Source organism: Halopelagius inordinatus (assembly GCF_900113245.1).
GTDB lineage: Archaea > Halobacteriota > Halobacteria > Halobacteriales > Haloferacaceae > Halopelagius > Halopelagius inordinatus.
Map to the genome: position 1 here is coordinate 79,614 of NZ_FOOQ01000004.1, position 18,497 is coordinate 98,110.

An 18,497-nucleotide genomic window follows, 5' to 3' on the forward strand; every position below is an offset into this window, starting at 1 on the left:
ACCCCGGGGGTAAACGGTGGGAAGACGACCCTCCATCGGGACATAATTTCGAACTATATCGAATAGATATCAATAACTCCCGGACGTTCGATAGTGAGTACCGAGCCGACCCCTCGACAGCACTCGCGCGCGGAATCTGTTGTATGTCAAAGGGAAGAATAGTCCATAGTATATTTGTGTATGTACATCCAATCCGCCGTTATTTGGCTGTAGCTTCACAGATAAAGTTCGGTATCCCGGGGTCGTAGAACAATATAAGTAGGGTTATGCTGATGTGTGCATGTAACGTGAGTAGACTCCTTCGAGAGACGGCGGCGGCAATGTGGTGGGACGTTCGATGACCGGGGAGCACGCCCATCCGCCGACGCCGTGCCCGAGAACATCCAGCACGAACCGTCCGCACACTGCAGAGCAACAGACGAAACCACGATCGAATCGCTCACCGAGACCTACCGAAAACGAGAGAGCTGAAATCCAGTCGGGCCACCGTCGGTCGGCGACTCGGTCGACCCCGACGACCGGAATCGACGACAAAACCGAAATAGGCCGCAGACGGAGGAGTAGCCATGTCGAGTGAGGGAGAAGAGCGAAAGACCGTACAGACGTACGTCCCCGCCTACCAGAAAGAACGGTGGGTCGAACACGCAGAGCGACTCGGGATGAGTCAAAGCGAGTTCGTCCGGACGATGGTCCAAGCCGGACGCCGGGACTTCGAGGTGCCGGACCGGTCGTACGGCGGCGCGGAATCGGACGGCGACGACCCTGACGACGGCCGGACCAACGAGTTCGAAAAGAGCGTCCTCGACGCTCTCTCGGCGGCCGAACACCGGTCGTGGGACGAACTCCTCGAAACGTTGACCGAGGACGTCGAAGACCGACTCGACGAGACGCTACAGGAGTTGCAGGCCGAAAACCGCGTCCAGTACAGCGGTCGACACGGCGGGTACACCGTCGCGTCCGATAGCGGAGAGAGAACCGATGGCCGTTGAGACGGCCGACGGCGAGTCCGTCGAGGACCCGGTCGCGTACTTCCTCCAAGACATGATCTACCACGGGAAGACGGAGCGGACCAGGGACGCCTACGAGCGCGTTCTTCGGCGCTTCGAGGCGTTCCTCAGAGACCCCGAGTCGAACCCGGACGGCGCCCGAAAGCGCGTCGAGGCGGCGTCTCACCGCGACTGTATGGCGTGGATACACTCGCTTCGCCAGTCGGACGCCGCAGACAGCACAGTCGCGACGTACGCGTCCTACCTCCACCGCTTCTACGCGTACATGGCACAGGTCGGCGCGTTCGAGGCCAACCCGATGACGCTCGTCATGGAGGAGATGGACGAACAGATAGAGACAAACCCCTCCCGCCGGGAGATATCCCTCCCGGAGATGCGGCGGTTCCTCCGCGATATCCACCACCCCTTAGACTACGCTCTCGTCGTCACATTGCTCAAGACGGGGATGCGCGTCGGCGAACTCTGCAATCTCGACCTTCGGGACGTCTCACTCGCGGACGACACACCGCTCGGCGATGTATCGAGTCGCGCCCAACTCGACGGCCGCGGGCCGTCGCTGTACGTCTCCGCCGAACCGAACGCCGGCGCGGTAGCGAACGGCGAGGAACGGACCGCCTCGAACAAGCGAAAGCGCTCCACCGTCGTCCCCGTAGATGACGAACTGGAAGCCGTGTTAGCCCGGTGGTTGGCCGTCCGCCCGGACGTTCAATCGCCCGCAGACCCCCTGTTCGTCAGTACGTCCGGCAGTTGGGGGAGACGGCTCACGCCGGATATGGTCCACCACGTCGTCGAACGCCACGCCCGCGACGTCGGATGGCACCGCGCCGGCGGCAACGCGGAGGAGAACGTCACGCCGCACTACTTCCGGCACTTCTTCACTACCCACCTCCGGGACCGAACCGGTGACCGCGGCATCGTCAAATACCTCCGCGGCGACGTCGGCGGCGACATCATAGACACGTACACCCACAACTGGGGTGACCGAGTGCGAGAGACGTACGAGACACACATCTATTCGGTTTTTTGACCGGTTCGGGCGTCCGATATCGGACTTGTGAATCCTATTTCGCTATATTGAACCGGCGGCGGTCGTACTCGAACGCCGAGTCTCCGTCCCCTCGCAGAGCGCCGTCGTTGGAGGGAGTCGCGTCGAGTCGGCGCGAACCCGCGTTCGGCCCCGCCGGACGCCACCGCAGTCGTTTTAGGCTCGCCGAAATTCCGGAACTGGTTTAATTGATTAGGCGAACCTAAAAATCGATGGCACGCGAACGCGACGCTCGGAGAGCACCGACTCGACGCGACTACGTGAAGTGCGGCGGCGCACTCGTCGCTGGCGGGTTGCTCGCGGGGTGTACGGGCGACGGAGCCGAACCGAACGCGACGCAGACAGACGAGACGACCGAGTCCGAGGCGGCGACGCGGACGGACGAACCCGCAGACGGGTCGTACTCCGTGACGATGGCACCGATGGGGACGGTCGAGTTCGAGACGGTCCCTGAGAGCATCTTCACCCGACTCACCCACCTCGCCGGGATGGCGTTCGCACTCGGTCGCGGCGACGACGTCAACGCGATGCACGCTCCGGACTACTACGACGCGCTCTGGAACCAGTTTACGCCGCGTCTCGACGGCGTCTCGCTGGATTGGTCGGGACTGTACTCCTCGTGGAATCCGGGAAAAGAGAACCTCTACGAGTTAGACAGCGACGTCCACCTCGCGGACCCCGCGAGCCTCTTCGCACTCGACGGATGGAACATGGACGACGTAGCCGAGATACGGGAGAACGTCGGCCCGTGGTTCGGTAACAAGTTCAGCGATAGAAACGCGGAACCGCCCGCAGAGTGGGCCGAGAAGTACCAGTACTACGGACTCTGGGAGATGTTCGAGAAGGTCGCGGGGGCGTTCCGCGAGGAGGCGCGCTACGAGGCCCTCGCGGAGGTTCGGAGCGAACTGCTCGCGACGGTGGACGAGAACCTTCCCCCGGCCGAGGAGCGACCGACCGTCGTGATGGCCGGGATGAGCGACGTAGAGAGTCCGTACGTCTACAACGTGGACACCCCCGGGTTCCTGACGGCGCACGTGCGCCCGTTCGGAGCGGTGGACGTACTCGGTGAGGATATCGACTCCGGCGCGCAGGTCGATATGGAGACGATGCTGGAAGCCGACCCGGACGTGATTCTCACGTTAGGCGGGATGCATCCGGACACGGACATGGCCGAGATTCGCCGCGGCTTCGAAGAACACTCGGTCGGCCGAGAACTCTCCGCGGTTCGAAACGGCCGCGTCTACGCGCAGGGGGCGCGCTATCAGGGACCGATACTGAACCTCTTCCAGACGGAGATGACCGCAAAACAGCTCTACCCCGACCGGTTCGGCGAGTGGCCGACGTACGAAGAGGGGCCGTACCCGGAGATAGCCGAGAGCGAACGCCTGTTCGACCGCGAACGGGTAGCCGGCGTCGTCCGCGGAGAGTTCTGACAGGCCCGTCCCGCGGAGACGGAGACGTCGAACGGCCGGTCGGCGGCGACGGCGGAGTTCGAGGGGCCGCCTCGGCCGTCAGACTGGAATCTCGGTCTCGACGTCTTCGTCCGCGACGGCCGCCTTCACGCGTTCTGCGGCGGCGTCGGACTCGGCGACGTTCTCCATCAGCACCGTCTCGCTCGGGAACAGATGCTCACCGAGGACGAGTCCGTGGTCGCGGGCGGTAGAACCCGTCATCGTGAGGTAGACGCCGAGACCGACGTCCGCTATCGCGGCCTCCTCTTCGGCCGCGTCGTCGGGGTAAGCGAAGGTGACGCCGTCGAGTTGGCTCGTCCCGAGAACCGCCTCGACGAGTCGTTCGTACCGCGGCGAGATGCAGAGCGGTCCCTCGTAGCCTTCGACGAACGACCGGTCGAGGTCCGACCCCGGCGGCAGTATCTCGGGTTTGGCCATGAGCGTGTGGTAGACGGTGTCTCCGAGGCCGGAGACCACCCGAACGTCCGTGTCCATCGGGTCGATTCGGGCGTTGATGTCGGCGATGCTGCCGAGACCCTCCGCTCGCAGTTTGACGACCTCTTCGAGGACGAGGTCGGCGCTGTCGAACCCGAGGCCGAACTCGTGGGTGCGAAGCGCGCGGAACGGTTCCTCGCGGCCGACGAGGTGGACGGCCACACCGCCGACGTCGAGCGTCACGCTGTCGAAGACGACGCGGCGCGGCATCCCGTCTCGGTCGTCCCGGAGGAGAGTGTACTCGGGTTCCGAGGGGTCCGAGAGGTCGCTGTAGTCGGCGAGACGTTCGTACACGTCGCGTTCCGGATGGGCGTCGCCCTTGGTGACGGACTTCTCGTAGCGAAGCGTAGACGTGATTTCGTCCGCGAGTGCCGCGGCGTCGGCACACTCGGCGAAGCGCTCCAACACGGCTTCGAGGGGGCGTCCCTTGCGCGGAACGGCGACGCGCACCGTAGCGGTCATTGTCGAGTTCACGGACGCGGACGCTAAACAGGTTGCGTTTCGGGCAGAACGGGAGAACGGCGGACTACTCCTCGTCGCCGTCGCCCGCCGCCGCGCCCGCCCCGAACACGTCGTTCAGGCGGTGGCGGAACGATTCGAGGCCCTCGACCGTCGATTCGAGTTCCTCGATGCGGTCGATGGCCGTCGACAACTCCTCCACGTCGGAGCGAATCGCTTCGATATCTTCCGAGAGTTCCTCCCGCGCGTCGACGATGTCGCCGTCGAGTTCGGCGATGTCCTCGCGGACGTCGCCGAGTTCGTCGTCGAGTTCGGCGGCGGTTTCGTTCGCCGCCGACGCCTCCGCTGCGGCGTCCGCGACGCGAGTAGAGACGTCCGACACGTCGGATTCGACGCCGTCGACGCGGGCGGAGACGTCGTCGTGGTCCGAGCGCAGGTCGGCGACCGCCGACGCGTTCGAGTCGGCCGTCTCGCTCACGTCCGAGAGTTCCTGCGCCGCGTTTTCGACGCGTTCGTCGATTGCGCCGAGGTCACCGCGGAGGCGAGAGACGTCGGACCGGACGGCGGAGCGTTCGTCCTCGGCGTCGGAGACGCTCGCTTCGAGGGCGTCGAGTTCCTCGGAGACGGTCTGCATCTCCTCGCGGAGCGACGCTACCACGTCCGCGCCGGTGCCCTCCTCGTCGATGAACTCCGCGAGTGCGTCGCTGTACGCCTCTAAATCGTTCATCTGCCCCTGGAGGCGGCGGATGCGAACGTCGGCGCTCCGGGGAAGGCCCGAGTCGAGTTCCGACCGGATCAGTTCCAAGTCGTCGTCGGAGACGCGCCCGTCGCGAATCTCCGCCGCGAGGGCCGACGCGAGCGACCCGTCTCCGGCGGGCGCGGCGCGCGAAGTACCGCTCTCCTCCGCGTCCGCCTCGGCCGCGTCCTCGTCCGATACCGCGTCTTCGACGTCGACGTACTCCGCCTCCGCTCGGTCCGAGTCGTCCGCGTCGGCGTCGTCGGTCGCCGCCTCCCCCTCAGAACCGACCGCGGCGGCGTCGTGGTCTGACGCCGTCTGCCCGTCAGCCGGTGGTTTCTCGTCGGCGGACGCCTCATCGTCGGCCCTCGCGTCGTCTGCCTCGACGGGCGAATCGACGACGACCGGAATCGAGTCGTCGTCGAGTTCGCGCGGCCCCGTCGTCTCGTCGCCGGGATTCGGAATCGACTCTAAGGCGTCTTCGACGGTGTCTTCGGCCTCCTCGATGGCGGAGCCGGGTGCGGCGTCGTCGCCCGTGGCGTCGCCTGCGGCGGCGTCGCCGTCCGCGTCGGCGAGAGGCGATTCGTCGCCCTCGACGTCGTCTTCCGGAAGCGACTCCTCGTCCGCGAGAGACCCGTTGCCCTGCAACGCGTCGCGGACGAGTTGGCTCCGGTCCTCGCCGAGGATGTCCTCGACGCCGTCGTCCGCGTGGTCGCCGTCGTCGCTCTCCTCGGGGACGGGCGGTCGTTCTAACACCGGTTCGACGAGGAAGTCCTCGGCCTCGCTCACGGTGCTCAGGCGGATGCCGTACACCGTCGTGACCGCCTCCCCGGGGTCGAGCGTCCGTTCGTACTCGACGCGTTGGTCCTTGTACGCCGTCCAGTTGTCGCTCTCGTAGTCGGGGTGGAACCCCACTCCCTCCATCGGGAACTCTTTGGGGATACTGTCGACGATTCGGACGTGGACCGTCTCGTCGCTGTCGGAAGTGATGCGGAACTTTATCGCCGGAACCGGGAAGTCGTCGGCGACGAACGATTTCTCGACTGATACGTCTCCGTCCGAGACGTACACCGGCCCCCCTAGGTCAGACTCGTGGCTCATGAGCATCCCTTCCGAAAGCCATTACATAAAATAACCGGGGATTTTCGGAGCCGTGACAGTCTGTCCGCTCGCGTAGTGTCAGATGCCGGACTAGAGATCCACGCGGTCGCCGATTTCGGCCAGTTCCAACCGTCGGGGGTAGTCGAAACTTCGCGCGTGGTGGTGGAGCGCAGTCGGGTCGGCGGTCAGTCCCTTCCACATATCCCAGTGACTGGGGAGAAAACGGTCGAACTGGAGGTCGGACGCCGCTTTCACGACCTGATTCTCCGTCGAGTACCACTTCGTCCGCACCGGGTCGCCCGTCCGCTTGTCGGGGATGTTGCCCACCGCGCCGAACGCGAGGACGCCCAGGTCGATGTCGTACTCCTCGCCGAGTTCGGCGAACTCCTCGGTCGGTTTCGTATCGCCGCCGTGGAAGAACGTGCCCGACTCGTGTTCGACGACGTACGAGACCGGATGCGTGGCGTCCGGGTCGTGTGCGACTTCGACGTGAACGGTGAACTCGCCGATGTCGAGTGTGTCGCCCTCCGCGACGACTTCGAACTGCGATTCGTCGACGTCGTAGTTCTCCGTCCACGCCTCCTCGTCGAGGGCGACGTCGACGGAGTCGTCCGGCGCGTAGAACGTCGTGCCGGTGGTCTCCAAGAGGGGGGCCTGACTCGGGCCGTGGACGTGGTCCGTGTGTTCGTGCGTCGCGAGGAGTCCGTCCAGTTCCGCCACGTCTTCGGGGTCGAACGGAACCGGAATCATGCGGACGGTCCGCGGCGGGTCGCCGAGGCCGACGTAGGGGTCGATTGCGAGCGTCGTGCCGTCGCTTCCCTTCAGGAAGAAACCGTTACAGCCGAGATACCAGACGGCCACCGTCTCCGGGTCGGCCGCCTCGACGGCGCGCGGAAGCCAATCGCTCCAGTCACTGAGGGACATACGGCGGGGTGCGCACGGGCGGAGACTAAGTGTTGCGAAGTCGCCGACGCCGTCGGTCGAACCGTTCGCTCTCGGGGCGTCTCCCCATCCGGAATAGAATAGAATAGAATAGAACATACGGCTATATTATTCCACGTATATCAAACGTTAGTAATCCTATTCCATCTTACATCCCCGTTATGTGGTCGATAACCCGCGAAAAGAATATACATCCGGACCGTATGTGTAGTGATGTCATGTCTGCGCGCCGAAGACACACCGCCGATTTCTGTGAGATGGACACGATCATGCGCACGCTCGGAACGTGGGACCCGCAGCCTCCGGCGACAGACCTCGATTGACGACGTGAAGACGACCACCGTCTCTTTCTGTCGCGCCGCGGAGGCGGACGTATGCGCGTGAGTGTCATCGGCGGCGGAACCGTCACCCAACAGCGTTTGGACGCCGCGTACTCGACGGGGCGACTGCTCGCGGAGAGGGGCCACACCGTCGTCTGCGGCGGCCTCGGCGGCATCATGGAGGCTGCGTGTCGCGGCGCGTCGGACGCCGGCGGCGAAACTATCGGCATCCTTCCGACTGACCGCCGCGAAGACGCCAACGACTACGTGGACACCGCAATCGCGACGGGACTCGGTCACGCCCGGAACGCGCTGGTGGCGATGAACGGCGACGCCGTCGTCGCAATCGGCGGAAGCGGCGGGACGCTCTCGGAAATCGGGTTCTCGTTCGTCTACGACAGACCGCTCGCCGGACTCGACACCCACGACGTGCCGGGCGTCGAACGGGTCGAAACGCCCGAGCAAGCCGTCGAGTACGTCGAAGACGCGCCGTCGTGCGGTCCGAACGGCCGGTGAGAGGCCGGGTCCGAGGCCGCGGGGGACCACCACGAAGTATTTATCTCCGTCACCGAGTCCCGAGGATATGAACCGTCGCGCCCTTCTCCTGTCACTCGGTAGCGTCGCGTTCGCCGGTTGCACGGCCGGCGACGGACCGTCCGGAACCGGCGCGGAATCGACCACCGCCGCCTCGTCGCCGGAGACGACTACCGCGGACCCGAACGCGCCTGCCGTCCCGGACGTCGGCGTCCCTCCGAACGAGGCGTCGGGTCCGCCGTGGGACGACGACGTGACGCGCGTCGTCTCGTGGACCGAAGCGACCGAGGAGACGCCGATTCGCCTGACGCCCGCGAGGAGTCGCGGGCCGCTTCCGACCGCGGGTTTCGAGTTCGCGCTTCGGAACGACACCGATGCTCGGTTCGCGTTCAACGACTACGGCTGGTCGGTCTGGAAACGGGTCGACGGCGAGTGGTTCCACGTCGAACCTCGGTACTGGCCCGAACCGTTGCGGTATCTCGGTCCGGGCGAGTCGCACGCGTGGACGCTCACGGTGGACAACGACCGACTCGACGGAACGCCGCTCTCTCCCGTGGAGGGGCGGCGTTCGGTGACGCTCGTCGGACTCGGCGGCGGAACGTACGCGTTCACTGTCGACGGCTGGTTCGAGAGCGAAGACTACGAGAACGGCGTCGGCTTCGCCGCCCGGTTCGAACTCGACGGCGACCCGGTCGAACTGACGCCGACCGACGAGGTAACGGAGACGACTCGGGACGGCGACACCGTCGTCGTCGCCACGGACGCCGACTCCGGAAGCGACGCTCAGACGGTCGCGTTCGTGGTCCGCCGCGCGGACGGGGAGAGCGGAGACGGCGGGGACGACGTTCGCAGGATACTCACCGAACAGGCTCTCAGAGACCGGACGCTGCGAAACACGCTCCCGTTCTTCGAGGCGGGCGTCGAGACCGTTCGCCTCGAAGGACGGGCCTCGTCGGCCCCGGCGTTCGGCGTCAGCGATGGAGGCCGAATCGAGTACGAGGGGGACCGATACCTGATTACGACAGAGAAAATCGAGACGGCCGGCCCCGAGGCCGACGGGTGACGGGCCTCGGAAGTCGAATCAGTGCTATCGGCGTTCCCAGTACCGTGCGGCGATAGCGCCCATCCCGACGGTGCCGAGGAGGAAGTTCACCGGTTCCATGAGGGGCGGTATCGCCGTCAGAAGCGAGACGGCGACGGCACCGACGGCGAGACTCTCCCAGAGCGCCGACTCCCCGGACGACTCGGCGAGGAGCGTTCCGACTGCGACCACCGCGACGCCGTTGGCCACCAGTCCGACGACGGCGAGAACGAGAAGGCCGGGGAGGACGACGACGAGGCCGACGATGGTGAGTGCGAGCAGAACCGTCAGCGCGACGACGGCGACGTACGTCAAGAGACCGTAGAGAAACGACTCGACGGGTTGCGAGCGGATTCTGTCGACGACGGACCGAGAGAACTCCGGTGCGACGCCGAGTACGACGGCACCGAGAGCGAGGTTCAACACCAACTTGCCGAGGAAAGCGAGCACGGGGTCGAACCCGAACTCGCGCGACACGTCGGGAATCGACTGGGCGGCCGCCGGTTCGACGAGACAGACGACACCGGCCGCGAAAGCGACGGCGAGCGCTACTGACGACGATTTTTTCGTACGCGTGGAGGGCACGAGCCGAGAGAGCGCAGACCGAGACAAAATAGTTATGGATTGACAGTTCCGGGCGCGGCCGACGGCCGCGGACCGGCAGTCGTCAGCGGTACCGGTTCCAGAGGACGAGCGAGACGGCGCCGACGCCCGCGGTCGAAATCGCGAAGTTGACCAGTCCGCCGAGGACCGGAATCAACGAGACGGCGACGAGGACGACGGCCCCGGCGAACGCCACCAACAGGGTGTCGGGTTCGCCCGCGGACGAAGAGACGACGCCGAGGACGAACCGGCCGACGAGGAGGACGCCGATAGCCGACCCGACGAGGAGAACGACGAAGAGGACGACGAACCCGGGGATAGCGACCACGAGTCCGATTACCGTGACCGCGAGGATGGCTAAGACGATGGGGACCAGAATCGTCGCACCGAGACCGACGAGGAAGGCGACGACGCCGTCGTCGCGGCACCTCTGCAGGCTCTCGTCCGTCAGTGTCGGCGCGAGACCGGCGACGACGACGGCGAGGACGCCGCTTATCGCGACTGCGATAGTCAGTCCGATTCCCGTACCGAGGAGTCGGGCGAGAACCGGCAGTTCGTTCGGTTGGAGGGGCACGGTACCGAAAGCGGCCAACAGTTCGTTTGCGGGAACCATCGTACGTGGGACTAGTTGGAATTCCGATGTACGTTACGGTTACGCCGCGAGGAGAGAGGGACCGAGAGGAGAGAGGAGAGAAGGGGCGGTGAAAGAGACCGAAAGAGAGCGGAGACGACGACGAATTCGACGGTCAGTTCACCACGTGCCGTGGAACGTGTCGAACTCCAAGGCGTCGAGGGGTTCGTCGCCGACGGCGATGCGGTACTCCTGCGGCGTCAGCATCGGCTTGTGGAACCGCGGGCCGTCGTCGGTGGTGATTCGGGGACAGCCGGTGTTGACGAACGCGTCCATGTCGAAGTTCCGGAGTCGGTCCGGCGTCACCTCGTCCATGGTGATGAGGTAGGCGTTCGGGTTGTCCTCGATTATCTTCTCGGCTATCTCCATGCGACCCTGCCCGATCTTCGTACAGAAGATGACGCCCCACTTCTCGGCGTCCATCGCGCGGTGGACCGCGCCGTAGCGCTGTTTCATGAACTTCTCCGTGTCGGCGATGGTGACGACGTTGTTGACGGGGTCCGCGATGACCACCTTCTTGTCGGGGTGTTCCATCGCGAGGCCGAGGGGGTGGAACTTCCCGCCGCCGACGTACAGTATCTGGTCTGCGTCTATGTCCGCGGAGGCGTAGTTACAGCCGAGGACCTGGCCCTCGTGGGAGAGGCGGTCGTCGCCCCGGCGGGTGTGGACGTCGTAGTCGCGTTCTTCCAGCCAATCGCACATCTCCTCGAAGCGGTTCATGTGCTGGGCCGTCGTCACGAGTCCGACCTCCTCGCCGTCCAGTTCGTCGAGCGAGTCTTCGAGGATGGGGAACGGGTCCACGTTCGAGAAGAGGGGAACGTAGATTATCTTCTCGGATTCTTTCATCGGCGAGTGCCCGAAGTGGACGAACACGTCCGTCCGGCGCATCAGGTAGGTGTCGAGGTCACAGGCGCCGTAACAGGGTTGCCCCGACAGCATGAACGTCACGTCGTCGTCGCAGAGTGCCCGCAGGTCGTCGGCGACGGCCGGGCCGCGTCGCTTCAGTCCCTCGGGGAACTGCAGTCCGACGCGCGAGGCGTCCCGTTCCTCGATTTCGTCGATGATCCTGTCGAGTTCGTAATCCCACTCTCTGTCGTGCCGAAGCGACATCCCGGTGTTCCGGAGGTCACCGTCGGAAGAAGCGTCCTGACTCATTGTCCCCTCGTTGCCGTTCAGGAGGTATAACGTCGGCGTTCCCCGATGCGGCGGCGGCGGGGAGTCCGAAACGGGGTGCGAGACGGCCAAACCGCGCGACTGCGAGACGGTCGGCGACGCGCACCGAGGCGGCAGTCGGCGACGTCGCGGTCGGACGCGCCGTCTCGTCCGCGCGCGTCGTTTCGGTCGCCGACCCGTTCGGCGTCGGCGACGCCGACGAACTCTCGTTTCGGGGCGTCGCCGAGGAAGCTCTGACCGGCGTGGGTTCCGATTTCAGCGTGGCGTTCCGCGCCTCGTCGTACCACGAGGGCGGACGGACCGTCTGGACGTCCATCTGTACGTACTCCATCCGAAAGGAGACGTTCTCCACCTCGTCGTCGATTCGGACGCCGTACGCGACGGTGAGACGCGAGACGAACCCGTCCGCGCCGACGTGCGCTTCCGCCCGGTAGTCGACGATTCTCTCCGCGTCGTCCACCGACTCCGGCGTCCCGGTGGCGACGATGCGATAGGGTTGGACGCTCCAGTTCTCTCGGGTGACGTTCGTCCGCGTCGCGTCCAGATAGCGCTCGATGGCGCGGGCGGCGCGGTTCTCGAACGGGCCGTGCCCGGCCTCGTCGGTTCTGACCGAGTAGCGGACGAACGACCGGTTGTCGCCGTCTTCGATGAAGACGTAGTTGTCCCGTCCGTCCGCGTACATCGAGTACTGGACGAGTTCGTCGTCCCCGTCGTCCGTAGACCGGTATCCCGTGACCGAGTAGTGGTAGTTCGTCGGACCCGCGACGTCCGCTCTCTGATACGCGCGGTCCCACGTCCGCCCCGCCCACGCGCCGCTTCCGGACTGCCGCACGATGAGTTGGTACGACCGCCCCGTGACGGCGTCGGCGTGCGCCGTCGCCAGCGTCTCCGCGGAGACGACGCCCGTGGGTCCGACGCCCGGGGGGAACAGTCCGTCGTCGGCGTCGGCCGCCTCCGCCGTCCCGGCCTCGACGGCCGGTTCGTCGGCGTCGTCCGCGCCGGGTCCGACCGGACCGAGGAGGGCCGCGGCGACGACGAGTGCGGCGAGAGCGACGACGAGGAGGCTCGAAAGCGGTTCCTCGCGAACGGGGTCCCACCGGCCGTCCGACCCGCGGGCCGCGTCCGCGTCCGCGCCCGCGGCGTCGGGCGTCCTCCCGTCCGCACCCCCGTTCGACCGTTCGACGACCGGCGACTCGTCGAAGTACCGCCGGAACAGTCGCTCGCAGTCGTCGCGGTCAACGCCGTACAGCGCCATCTCGCGGAGGTCCGTCGGTCCGAGAAGCGTCACTCCGCTCTCGGCGGCGCGGCCGACGAGGCGACGCGACGGACTCGCCGCGACGACGATATCTGCGTCGGCGGGGATGCGCGGCGTCCGGAGTCGCAGGCGAGCGTCGACCGTGACGACGGTCTGACCGCTCTCCGCGAGAACGAGGGTGCCGTCCGCGCGCCGCCGCACGTCCCGGCCGGCGGCGGCGTACAGGTCGCTCACGAATCCCCGTAGACGCTCCGAATCGAGGCGTCTGAGCCACCGTTCGAACGTCCGAGCCGAGACGACGCCCATGATAACTGTTGTCGTTCGACGACTACGACTCTTTCCCCGTAGACCCCCGCATCCGGCAAGTTGAAACGACTCGCATCCCAACCACGAGCTATGAGCATGCAGACCGACCGCCTCGAGGAGATGGGCCGAGAACTCGGCGAGGCAGTCACCGAGACGCCCGAGTACGCCGCGTTCGAGGAGGCAAAGCAAGCGGTCGAGAACGACGACGAGGTCCAAGCGCAGATTTCGGAGTTCGAATCGCTCCGCGAGGAGTTCATGTTCGCGCGCCAGACGGGCAACGCGACCCAAGAGGGCCTCGAGAAGGTCCAGTCCGCCCAAGAGGAACTCCACTCGATGCCCGCCATGGCGGAGTATCTCGAGGCCCAAGAGACGCTTCAGGCGCGACTCGAAGCGATAAACGAGGCCATCTCCGAACCCCTCGCCGTCGACTTCGGCGGCGAAGCGGGCGGATGCTGCCACGACTGACCGACGGGCGACGACGCCGGCGTTTCGCGTTCGAGGCGTGCGTCGCGCCGCGCCGCGGGGCGTAGCTTCTTATACCGAGACGGGACCACCCCCGCCATGCTCGCGATAGCCGGCGGGAAAGGCGGATGCGGGAAGACGACGACGACGCTCGGACTGGCGGCGGCGATAGACGGGGAGACGGTCGTCGCCGACGCCGACCGAGATATGCCGAACCTCCACGCCCTCGCGGGCGTTCCGCGCGACGCCGACGCGGACGCCGAGAATCGAACGCCGCCGTACCGTCACCCCGCCTACGACCGCGTCTCCGTCTGGCCCGCGCCGACGAACGGAGCGTCGCGGCCCGACGGCGGACGCGACGACGCGACGGCGCGACTGGAACGGGTGCGAACCGAGGCGGACGCGGGCGACGCCGTCCTCGTGGACTGTCCGGCGGGGGCGGGACCGGACGCCGCCGCCCCGCTTCGAATCTGCGACGGCGTCCTCCTCGTCTCGTCGCTCTGCGCGCCGTCGCTTCGCGACACGGCCAAGACGGCGTCGATGGCGCGAACGCTCGGGACGCCCGTGGTGGGCGCAGTCGTCACTCGGGCGCGCGTGACGCCGCCGGGCGTCTCGGAGTTGCTCGGGTGTCCCGTCGTCGAAAGCGTCCCCGAGGCGACTCCCCCCGTCCTCGAAGACGAAGCGGTCGAACGGGCGTACGAGAACGTGACAGAGGAGATACACGCCGCCGAAGGGATAATATAACAGACCGTAGTAAGAGATGACGTGTCAGAACGGCTCACAACTGGTATCGACGTCCTTGACCGACAACTCGACGGCGGGATTCCGGCGGGGAGCATCGTCTTTCTCGGCGCGGAGCCCGCGAGCCAGTCTGAGCTGTTCCTCTACGAACTCACCGCCGTCCGCGGGACGCTGTATCTCACGACCGTCCGGTCCGACGCCGCGGTGCTCGACGCGGTGAACCGGACGCCCGGAACCGTCGGCAGTCCGACGGTTCGCGATATCGGTGCGAGCGCACCGCTTGACTCCGCGAACAAACTCGTCACGGAACTGCCGGAGGGGGCGAACCTCATCGTCGACGTGGTGGACGTGTTAGAGGAGGCCGGTACCGCTCGGTATCGAGAGTTCCTCAACGAACTGCAGACGCACATGGTCAACACCGGCGGACTCGCGATACTTCACGGGCTGAAGACGGACGACGCGCCGCGGAACCGCCGGTACACAGAACACATGTCGGACGTGGTGTTCGACCTGCAGACGGAGGTAGAGGGCGCAGAGATAGAGAACCGACTCGCCGTCCCGAAGTTCCGCGGCGGCAAGGCGCCCGAAGAGACCATCAAACTCCGCTTGAGCGAACAGGTCACCGTCGACACCAGCCGCGACATCGCGTGACTTCCGGCCGGGCCTCCGCCTCGACGTTCGTGTGACCCGCTGAATCGTGTTCAGACCGCGTAGAACAGGAAGACCGAGAGCGTCACCGCCGCCGTCAGAAGCGACCAGACGCGGACCGTATCGACCGGGCCGAGGTCGACGCCGCGCGCGAAGACCGACAGGAAGTACGGTCCGAGCGGTGCGAGTCGCGAGAGAAACGGCGGGTCCGCTCCGACTCCGTACTCGAACGCGAGCGTGAGCGCGATAGTCGATACCGCGGCGACGGCCGCGACGTAGGCGTCGTCCGGAACGTCGAGCGTCGCGGCCTCGGAGTCTCCGTCGGTCATCTCTCTTCTGAACTGCGAAAACGGGAACTAAGAGTCCGGCGGTTCGGTCGCCGCCGAGTCGGGCGTTACTCTTCGAGTTCTTCGCCTTCGAGTTCCTCGACGAGTTCGTCCGCGTCCACGTCGACGTCCTCGATGGCTTCCTCGATGTCGCCTGCGTCCGCGCCGCCGCCCATGCCGCCCATCATACCGCCCATACCGCCCATCATGCCGCCCATCCCGTCGATGGTCTCTTGGACGATGACGCGGTCGAGTTCGAGACGGTCCATCACGTCTTGGGCTATCTGCTGCTTCGAGAACATCCACTGCTGGTTCATCGTCATCTGCGGCGTGGCCTCGATGTACAGCGTCTCCTTTTCGACGGTCTCGGTCTCCGTCTCGGGTTCGGCGTCCTCATCGTCGTCCTCGTCGGGTTCGACGACCGTCTCCTCTTCGACCTCGTCGGTCTGGATCCAGACCTCGGGGGCCTCCTGGAGGTACATGCTGAGGAGGCTCTCGGCTTGCTCATCGCGGTCCTCGACGATTTCGAGAACTTCGTAGTCGTACTCGAGGTCCTCGCCCGCGAGGGGGTGGTTGAAGTTGACGCGTGCGCGGCCGCCGATGATGGTCTCGACGCGGCCCTGTTCGCCGTCGACTTGGACCTGCGCGCCGGGGTAGCGGTCGTCCTCGTCGATCTTGTTCGCGCTGACCGTGCGGACTTCGTCGTCGTCGAACTCGCCGAACGCCTGCGCGGCGGGAATCTCGACGACGTCGGTGTCGCCGACGTCGCCGCCGATGAGGGCGTCGTCGACGGCTTCGAAAACGTGTCCCGCGCCGACCACGATGACGCGCGGTTCGAAGTCGTACTCGTCGGTGTCGATTTCGGCTTCTTCGGCGACCTCTTCGTCGGTCGTGTCGACGACGGTGTCGTCTTCGACCGTACGTACGGTGTACGCGAGGCGCACGAAGTCGCCGTCTTGGATTCCGTCCTCGGCGACTTCCTCGTCTTCGGCGACCTCTTCTTCGACGTCTGTCGCGTCGGCGTCGGCCGCCTCCGCCTGCTGTTCGTCACTCATACGCGGTACAATACTCGTGCGACCCTTAAGAATCACGTTTCGCCCGTCGCGGAGAAAACCGCCCACCAGCGGCGTCTACCGACGAAATGGACCGGCACAGACGGCGGCAACGGTGCTCTCGCCCGCGGAGAGGTAGTCGGGGAAAACAGGTCGGGTCGGGTTCGCGAGTCACCCACGCTTTTCGTCGGCGGCGACGACGACGGAGTCATGTACGAAGTCGAGGTCAAGATTCGGGCCGACCACGACGCGGTTCGGGCGACGCTCGAAGACCGAGGTGCCGAACGCGTCGGGCGCGTGCGACAGGTAGACACCTACTACGACGCCCCGCACCGCGACTTCGCGGCCACGGACGAGGCTCTCCGCGTCCGCCGCGAGACGCGACTCGCCGACGCCGACGGCGACGAGTCCGCAGAGTCGGGAGGCGAGACGACGGCGCGCGTGACGTACAAGGGACCACTCGTCGACGACGAGTCGAAGACGCGGACCGAACACGAGACGGAGGTGGCCGACGGCGAGACGATGGACGCCGTGTTGGACGGACTCGGCTTCGAACCGGCGGCGGTGGTGGAGAAAGGCCGGACGTTCTACCGACTGAACGGCTACACGGTCACTCTCGACGCCGTCGAGGGAGTGGGAACGTTCGTGGAAGTCGAACGCGAGGCCAAAGCGGAGGCGGACGTGGAGTCGGTTCGCGACGGTGCGTACGCCGTCGTCCGCCAGTTGGGCCTCGACCCGGACGACCAGATTCGGACGTCGTATCTCGGGATGCTCCTCGGCGCAGAGGAGTAGTCGTCGCGGAGGGCGACCGTCTCCGTCGCGCGGGTATGTTCTATGGTAATACTTGTGACGCTAATATTTTCCGCAAGTTATAGAATCGCCGGTGCGAAACGACTGAACAATGACCGAACGGAACATAAGTATCGAGGCGGCCGACAGAACCGCCGTCGAGGATCAGCAGGTCGAAATCGTCGAGCGAAAAGGTATCGGTCACCCCGACTCCATCTCGGACGGAATCGCCGAGAGCGTCTCTCGCGCCCTGTCGAATCTCTATCTCGACCGGGTCGGGAAAGTGCTCCACTACAACACGGACGAGACGCAACTGGTCGCCGGGGAGGCCGCGCCCGCCTTCGGCGGCGGCGAAGTCGTCGAACCCATCTACATCCTCCTCGTGGGTCGCGCGACGAAGAAGTACGACGGGAAGCGACTCCCCGTCGATTCGGTCGCTCTGGAGGCCGCCCGCGACTACCTGAACGAACACGTCCCCGAACTGGAGTTCGGCACCGACGTCGTCGTCGACGTGAAACTCGGCGAGGGGTCCGGCGACCTGCAGGACGTCTTCGGCGAGGAGAACGTGCAGGTGCCGATGGCCAACGACACGTCGTTCGGCGTCGGGCACGCGCCGTTGACCGAAACCGAAGAGATAGTGCTGAACGTCGAACGCGAACTGAACTCGACGTACGTGGAAACGAACCCCCACCTCGGACCGGACGTGAAGGTGATGGGCAAACGCGAGGGCGACTCGATAGACATCACCGTCGCCGCCGCGATGGTCGACTCGTACATCGCCGACATAGAGGAGTACGAGGACGCGGTCGACGCCGTAGAGGAGTTCGCAGGCGAGGTGGCCCGCCAGTACACCGACCGAAACGTCGACGTCGCCGTCAACACGGCCGACGACTACGACGAAGGTTCCATCTACCTCACCGTGACCGGCACCAGCGCAGAACAGGGCGACGACGGGTCCGTCGGGCGCGGGAACCGCGCGAACGGCCTCATCACGCCGAACCGACCGATGAGCATGGAGGCGACGTCGGGGAAGAACCCCGTCAACCACATCGGGAAGATATACAACCTGCTGTCGACCGACATCGCCGAAACCGTCGTCGACGAGGTGGAGGGCATCCGCGACCTGCAGATTCGCCTGCTCTCTCAGATCGGTCGGCCCATCGACGAACCGCACGTCGCGGACGCGAAGATAGTCACCGACGACGGCGTCGTCCTCTCCGACATCGAAGCCGACGTGGAGGCCATCGTCGACGACCGCCTCGCGAACGTCACCGACATCACTCGGCAGGCGATAAATGGCGACTTGACGACGTTCTGAGGGCGCTTCGGCGACGGGACGG

The 18,497-nt window shown here is 65.7% G+C and carries 19 protein-coding genes; 10 read left to right on the top strand and 9 right to left on the bottom strand.

Annotated elements, in window-relative coordinates:
* Positions 1-566 precede the first annotated feature (566 nt).
* The 3 genes from BM167_RS13865 (at position 567) to BM167_RS13875 (ending at position 3,485) form a co-directional block, all read left to right on the top strand.
* Positions 567-989, top strand: a complete 423-nt coding sequence (locus BM167_RS13865) for a DUF5805 domain-containing protein (RefSeq protein ID WP_092893321.1) — start codon at positions 567-569, stop codon at positions 987-989.
* Positions 979-2,034 (top strand): tyrosine-type recombinase/integrase, encoded by a 1,056-nt coding sequence (locus BM167_RS13870; protein ID WP_092893322.1) that lies wholly within the window; start codon positions 979-981, stop codon positions 2,032-2,034. The genes BM167_RS13865 and BM167_RS13870 overlap by 11 nt, the downstream gene beginning before the upstream one ends.
* A gap of 230 nt (positions 2,035-2,264) precedes the next feature.
* Positions 2,265-3,485, top strand: a complete 1,221-nt coding sequence (locus tag BM167_RS13875; RefSeq protein WP_092893323.1) for an ABC transporter substrate-binding protein — start codon at positions 2,265-2,267, stop codon at positions 3,483-3,485.
* A 78-nt stretch (positions 3,486-3,563) separates the two neighbouring features.
* On the opposite strand, the gene BM167_RS13880 is transcribed toward BM167_RS13875, so the two are convergent.
* From BM167_RS13880 to BM167_RS13890, 3 genes are all read right to left on the bottom strand, one after another.
* Positions 3,564-4,460 (bottom strand): phosphoribosyltransferase HisG-related protein, encoded by an 897-nt coding sequence (locus tag BM167_RS13880; RefSeq protein ID WP_092893324.1) that lies wholly within the window; start codon positions 4,458-4,460, stop codon positions 3,564-3,566.
* Between the two features lie 64 nt (positions 4,461-4,524).
* Positions 4,525-6,294 carry a coiled-coil domain-containing protein gene (locus BM167_RS13885; RefSeq protein WP_092893416.1) on the bottom strand — a complete coding sequence of 590 codons (1,770 nt, stop codon included), beginning with the start codon at positions 6,292-6,294 and terminating at the stop codon, positions 4,525-4,527.
* Positions 6,295-6,384: 90 nt separating this feature from the next.
* Positions 6,385-7,218: an MBL fold metallo-hydrolase gene (locus tag BM167_RS13890; RefSeq protein WP_092893325.1), complete on the bottom strand. Its 834-nt coding sequence runs from the start codon at positions 7,216-7,218 to the stop codon at positions 6,385-6,387.
* A 392-nt stretch (positions 7,219-7,610) separates the two neighbouring features.
* On the opposite strand from BM167_RS13890, the gene BM167_RS13895 reads away from it, so the two are divergent.
* Positions 7,611-8,072, top strand: coding sequence for a TIGR00725 family protein (locus BM167_RS13895; RefSeq protein WP_092893326.1), 462 nt, complete (start codon positions 7,611-7,613; stop codon positions 8,070-8,072).
* A 67-nt stretch (positions 8,073-8,139) separates the two neighbouring features.
* A complete protein-coding gene (locus tag BM167_RS13900) occupies positions 8,140-9,153 on the top strand; it encodes a hypothetical protein (RefSeq protein WP_092893327.1) in 1,014 nt (337 codons plus the stop codon).
* Positions 9,154-9,177: 24 nt separating this feature from the next.
* On the opposite strand, the gene BM167_RS13905 is transcribed toward BM167_RS13900, so the two are convergent.
* The 4 genes from BM167_RS13905 to BM167_RS13920 form a co-directional block, all read right to left on the bottom strand.
* On the bottom strand, positions 9,178-9,756 hold the full coding sequence (locus BM167_RS13905; RefSeq protein WP_092893328.1) for a DUF8173 domain-containing protein: 579 nt from the start codon (positions 9,754-9,756) through the stop codon (positions 9,178-9,180).
* Positions 9,757-9,838: 82 nt separating this feature from the next.
* Complete coding sequence (locus tag BM167_RS13910) at positions 9,839-10,387, bottom strand: DUF8173 domain-containing protein (RefSeq protein ID WP_092893329.1); 549 nt, start codon at positions 10,385-10,387, stop codon at positions 9,839-9,841.
* Positions 10,388-10,525: 138 nt separating this feature from the next.
* Entirely contained in the window at positions 10,526-11,560 is a 1,035-nt protein-coding gene (gene dph2, locus BM167_RS13915) for a diphthamide biosynthesis enzyme Dph2 (protein WP_092893330.1), read from the bottom strand.
* Entirely contained in the window at positions 11,532-13,139 is a 1,608-nt protein-coding gene (locus BM167_RS13920; protein ID WP_092893331.1) for a hypothetical protein, read from the bottom strand. Before BM167_RS13920 ends, dph2 begins: the two co-directional genes overlap by 29 nt.
* Positions 13,140-13,229: 90 nt before the next feature.
* Here BM167_RS13920 and BM167_RS13925 point away from each other — a divergent pair, with 90 nt between their 5' ends.
* The 3 genes from BM167_RS13925 (at position 13,230) to BM167_RS13935 (ending at position 14,993) form a co-directional block, all read left to right on the top strand.
* The gene (locus BM167_RS13925) at positions 13,230-13,604 is read left to right on the top strand and encodes a YlbF/YmcA family competence regulator (protein WP_092893332.1); all 375 of its coding nucleotides are present in this window, start codon (positions 13,230-13,232) and stop codon (positions 13,602-13,604) included.
* 96 nt (positions 13,605-13,700) lie between these two features.
* The gene (locus BM167_RS13930; protein WP_092893333.1) at positions 13,701-14,345 is read left to right on the top strand and encodes a MinD/ParA family ATP-binding protein; all 645 of its coding nucleotides are present in this window, start codon (positions 13,701-13,703) and stop codon (positions 14,343-14,345) included.
* 21 nt (positions 14,346-14,366) lie between these two features.
* Positions 14,367-14,993 (top strand): RAD55 family ATPase, encoded by a 627-nt coding sequence (locus tag BM167_RS13935; protein WP_092893334.1) that lies wholly within the window; start codon positions 14,367-14,369, stop codon positions 14,991-14,993.
* Between the two features lie 50 nt (positions 14,994-15,043).
* Here BM167_RS13935 and BM167_RS13940 read toward each other — a convergent pair whose 3' ends face one another.
* Both BM167_RS13940 and BM167_RS13945 read right to left on the bottom strand, forming a co-directional pair.
* A complete protein-coding gene (locus BM167_RS13940; RefSeq protein WP_092893335.1) occupies positions 15,044-15,319 on the bottom strand; it encodes a DUF8049 family protein in 276 nt (91 codons plus the stop codon).
* Between the two features lie 65 nt (positions 15,320-15,384).
* Positions 15,385-16,371 carry an FKBP-type peptidyl-prolyl cis-trans isomerase gene (locus BM167_RS13945; protein ID WP_092893336.1) on the bottom strand — a complete coding sequence of 329 codons (987 nt, stop codon included), beginning with the start codon at positions 16,369-16,371 and terminating at the stop codon, positions 15,385-15,387.
* A gap of 207 nt (positions 16,372-16,578) precedes the next feature.
* Here BM167_RS13945 and cyaB point away from each other — a divergent pair, with 207 nt between their 5' ends.
* Both cyaB and BM167_RS13955 read left to right on the top strand, forming a co-directional pair.
* The gene (cyaB, locus tag BM167_RS13950; protein ID WP_092893337.1) at positions 16,579-17,160 is read left to right on the top strand and encodes a class IV adenylate cyclase; all 582 of its coding nucleotides are present in this window, start codon (positions 16,579-16,581) and stop codon (positions 17,158-17,160) included.
* Between the two features lie 109 nt (positions 17,161-17,269).
* Positions 17,270-18,475: a methionine adenosyltransferase gene (locus tag BM167_RS13955; RefSeq protein ID WP_092893338.1), complete on the top strand. Its 1,206-nt coding sequence runs from the start codon at positions 17,270-17,272 to the stop codon at positions 18,473-18,475.
* The last annotated feature ends 22 nt before the right edge of the window (positions 18,476-18,497 follow it).

Bases quoted from the DNA above. Each gene is read 5' to 3' on its own strand.
- BM167_RS13865 (WP_092893321.1), top strand. From the start codon at position 567: ATGTCGAGTGAGGGAGAAGAGCGAAAGACCGTACAGACGTACGTCCCC.
- BM167_RS13870 (WP_092893322.1), top strand. From the start codon at position 979: ATGGCCGTTGAGACGGCCGACGGCGAGTCCGTCGAGGACCCGGTCGCG.
- BM167_RS13875 (WP_092893323.1), top strand. From the start codon at position 2,265: ATGGCACGCGAACGCGACGCTCGGAGAGCACCGACTCGACGCGACTAC.
- BM167_RS13880 (WP_092893324.1), bottom strand. From the start codon at position 4,460: ATGACCGCTACGGTGCGCGTCGCCGTTCCGCGCAAGGGACGCCCCCTC.
- BM167_RS13885 (WP_092893416.1), bottom strand. From the start codon at position 6,294: ATGAGCCACGAGTCTGACCTAGGGGGGCCGGTGTACGTCTCGGACGGA.
- BM167_RS13890 (WP_092893325.1), bottom strand. From the start codon at position 7,218: ATGTCCCTCAGTGACTGGAGCGATTGGCTTCCGCGCGCCGTCGAGGCG.
- BM167_RS13895 (WP_092893326.1), top strand. From the start codon at position 7,611: ATGCGCGTGAGTGTCATCGGCGGCGGAACCGTCACCCAACAGCGTTTG.
- BM167_RS13900 (WP_092893327.1), top strand. From the start codon at position 8,140: ATGAACCGTCGCGCCCTTCTCCTGTCACTCGGTAGCGTCGCGTTCGCC.
- BM167_RS13910 (WP_092893329.1), bottom strand. From the start codon at position 10,387: ATGGTTCCCGCAAACGAACTGTTGGCCGCTTTCGGTACCGTGCCCCTC.
- dph2 (WP_092893330.1), bottom strand. From the start codon at position 11,560: ATGAGTCAGGACGCTTCTTCCGACGGTGACCTCCGGAACACCGGGATG.
- BM167_RS13920 (WP_092893331.1), bottom strand. From the start codon at position 13,139: ATGGGCGTCGTCTCGGCTCGGACGTTCGAACGGTGGCTCAGACGCCTC.
- BM167_RS13925 (WP_092893332.1), top strand. From the start codon at position 13,230: ATGAGCATGCAGACCGACCGCCTCGAGGAGATGGGCCGAGAACTCGGC.
- BM167_RS13930 (WP_092893333.1), top strand. From the start codon at position 13,701: ATGCTCGCGATAGCCGGCGGGAAAGGCGGATGCGGGAAGACGACGACG.
- BM167_RS13940 (WP_092893335.1), bottom strand. From the start codon at position 15,319: ATGACCGACGGAGACTCCGAGGCCGCGACGCTCGACGTTCCGGACGAC.
- BM167_RS13945 (WP_092893336.1), bottom strand. From the start codon at position 16,371: ATGAGTGACGAACAGCAGGCGGAGGCGGCCGACGCCGACGCGACAGAC.
- cyaB (WP_092893337.1), top strand. From the start codon at position 16,579: ATGTACGAAGTCGAGGTCAAGATTCGGGCCGACCACGACGCGGTTCGG.
- BM167_RS13955 (WP_092893338.1), top strand. From the start codon at position 17,270: ATGACCGAACGGAACATAAGTATCGAGGCGGCCGACAGAACCGCCGTC.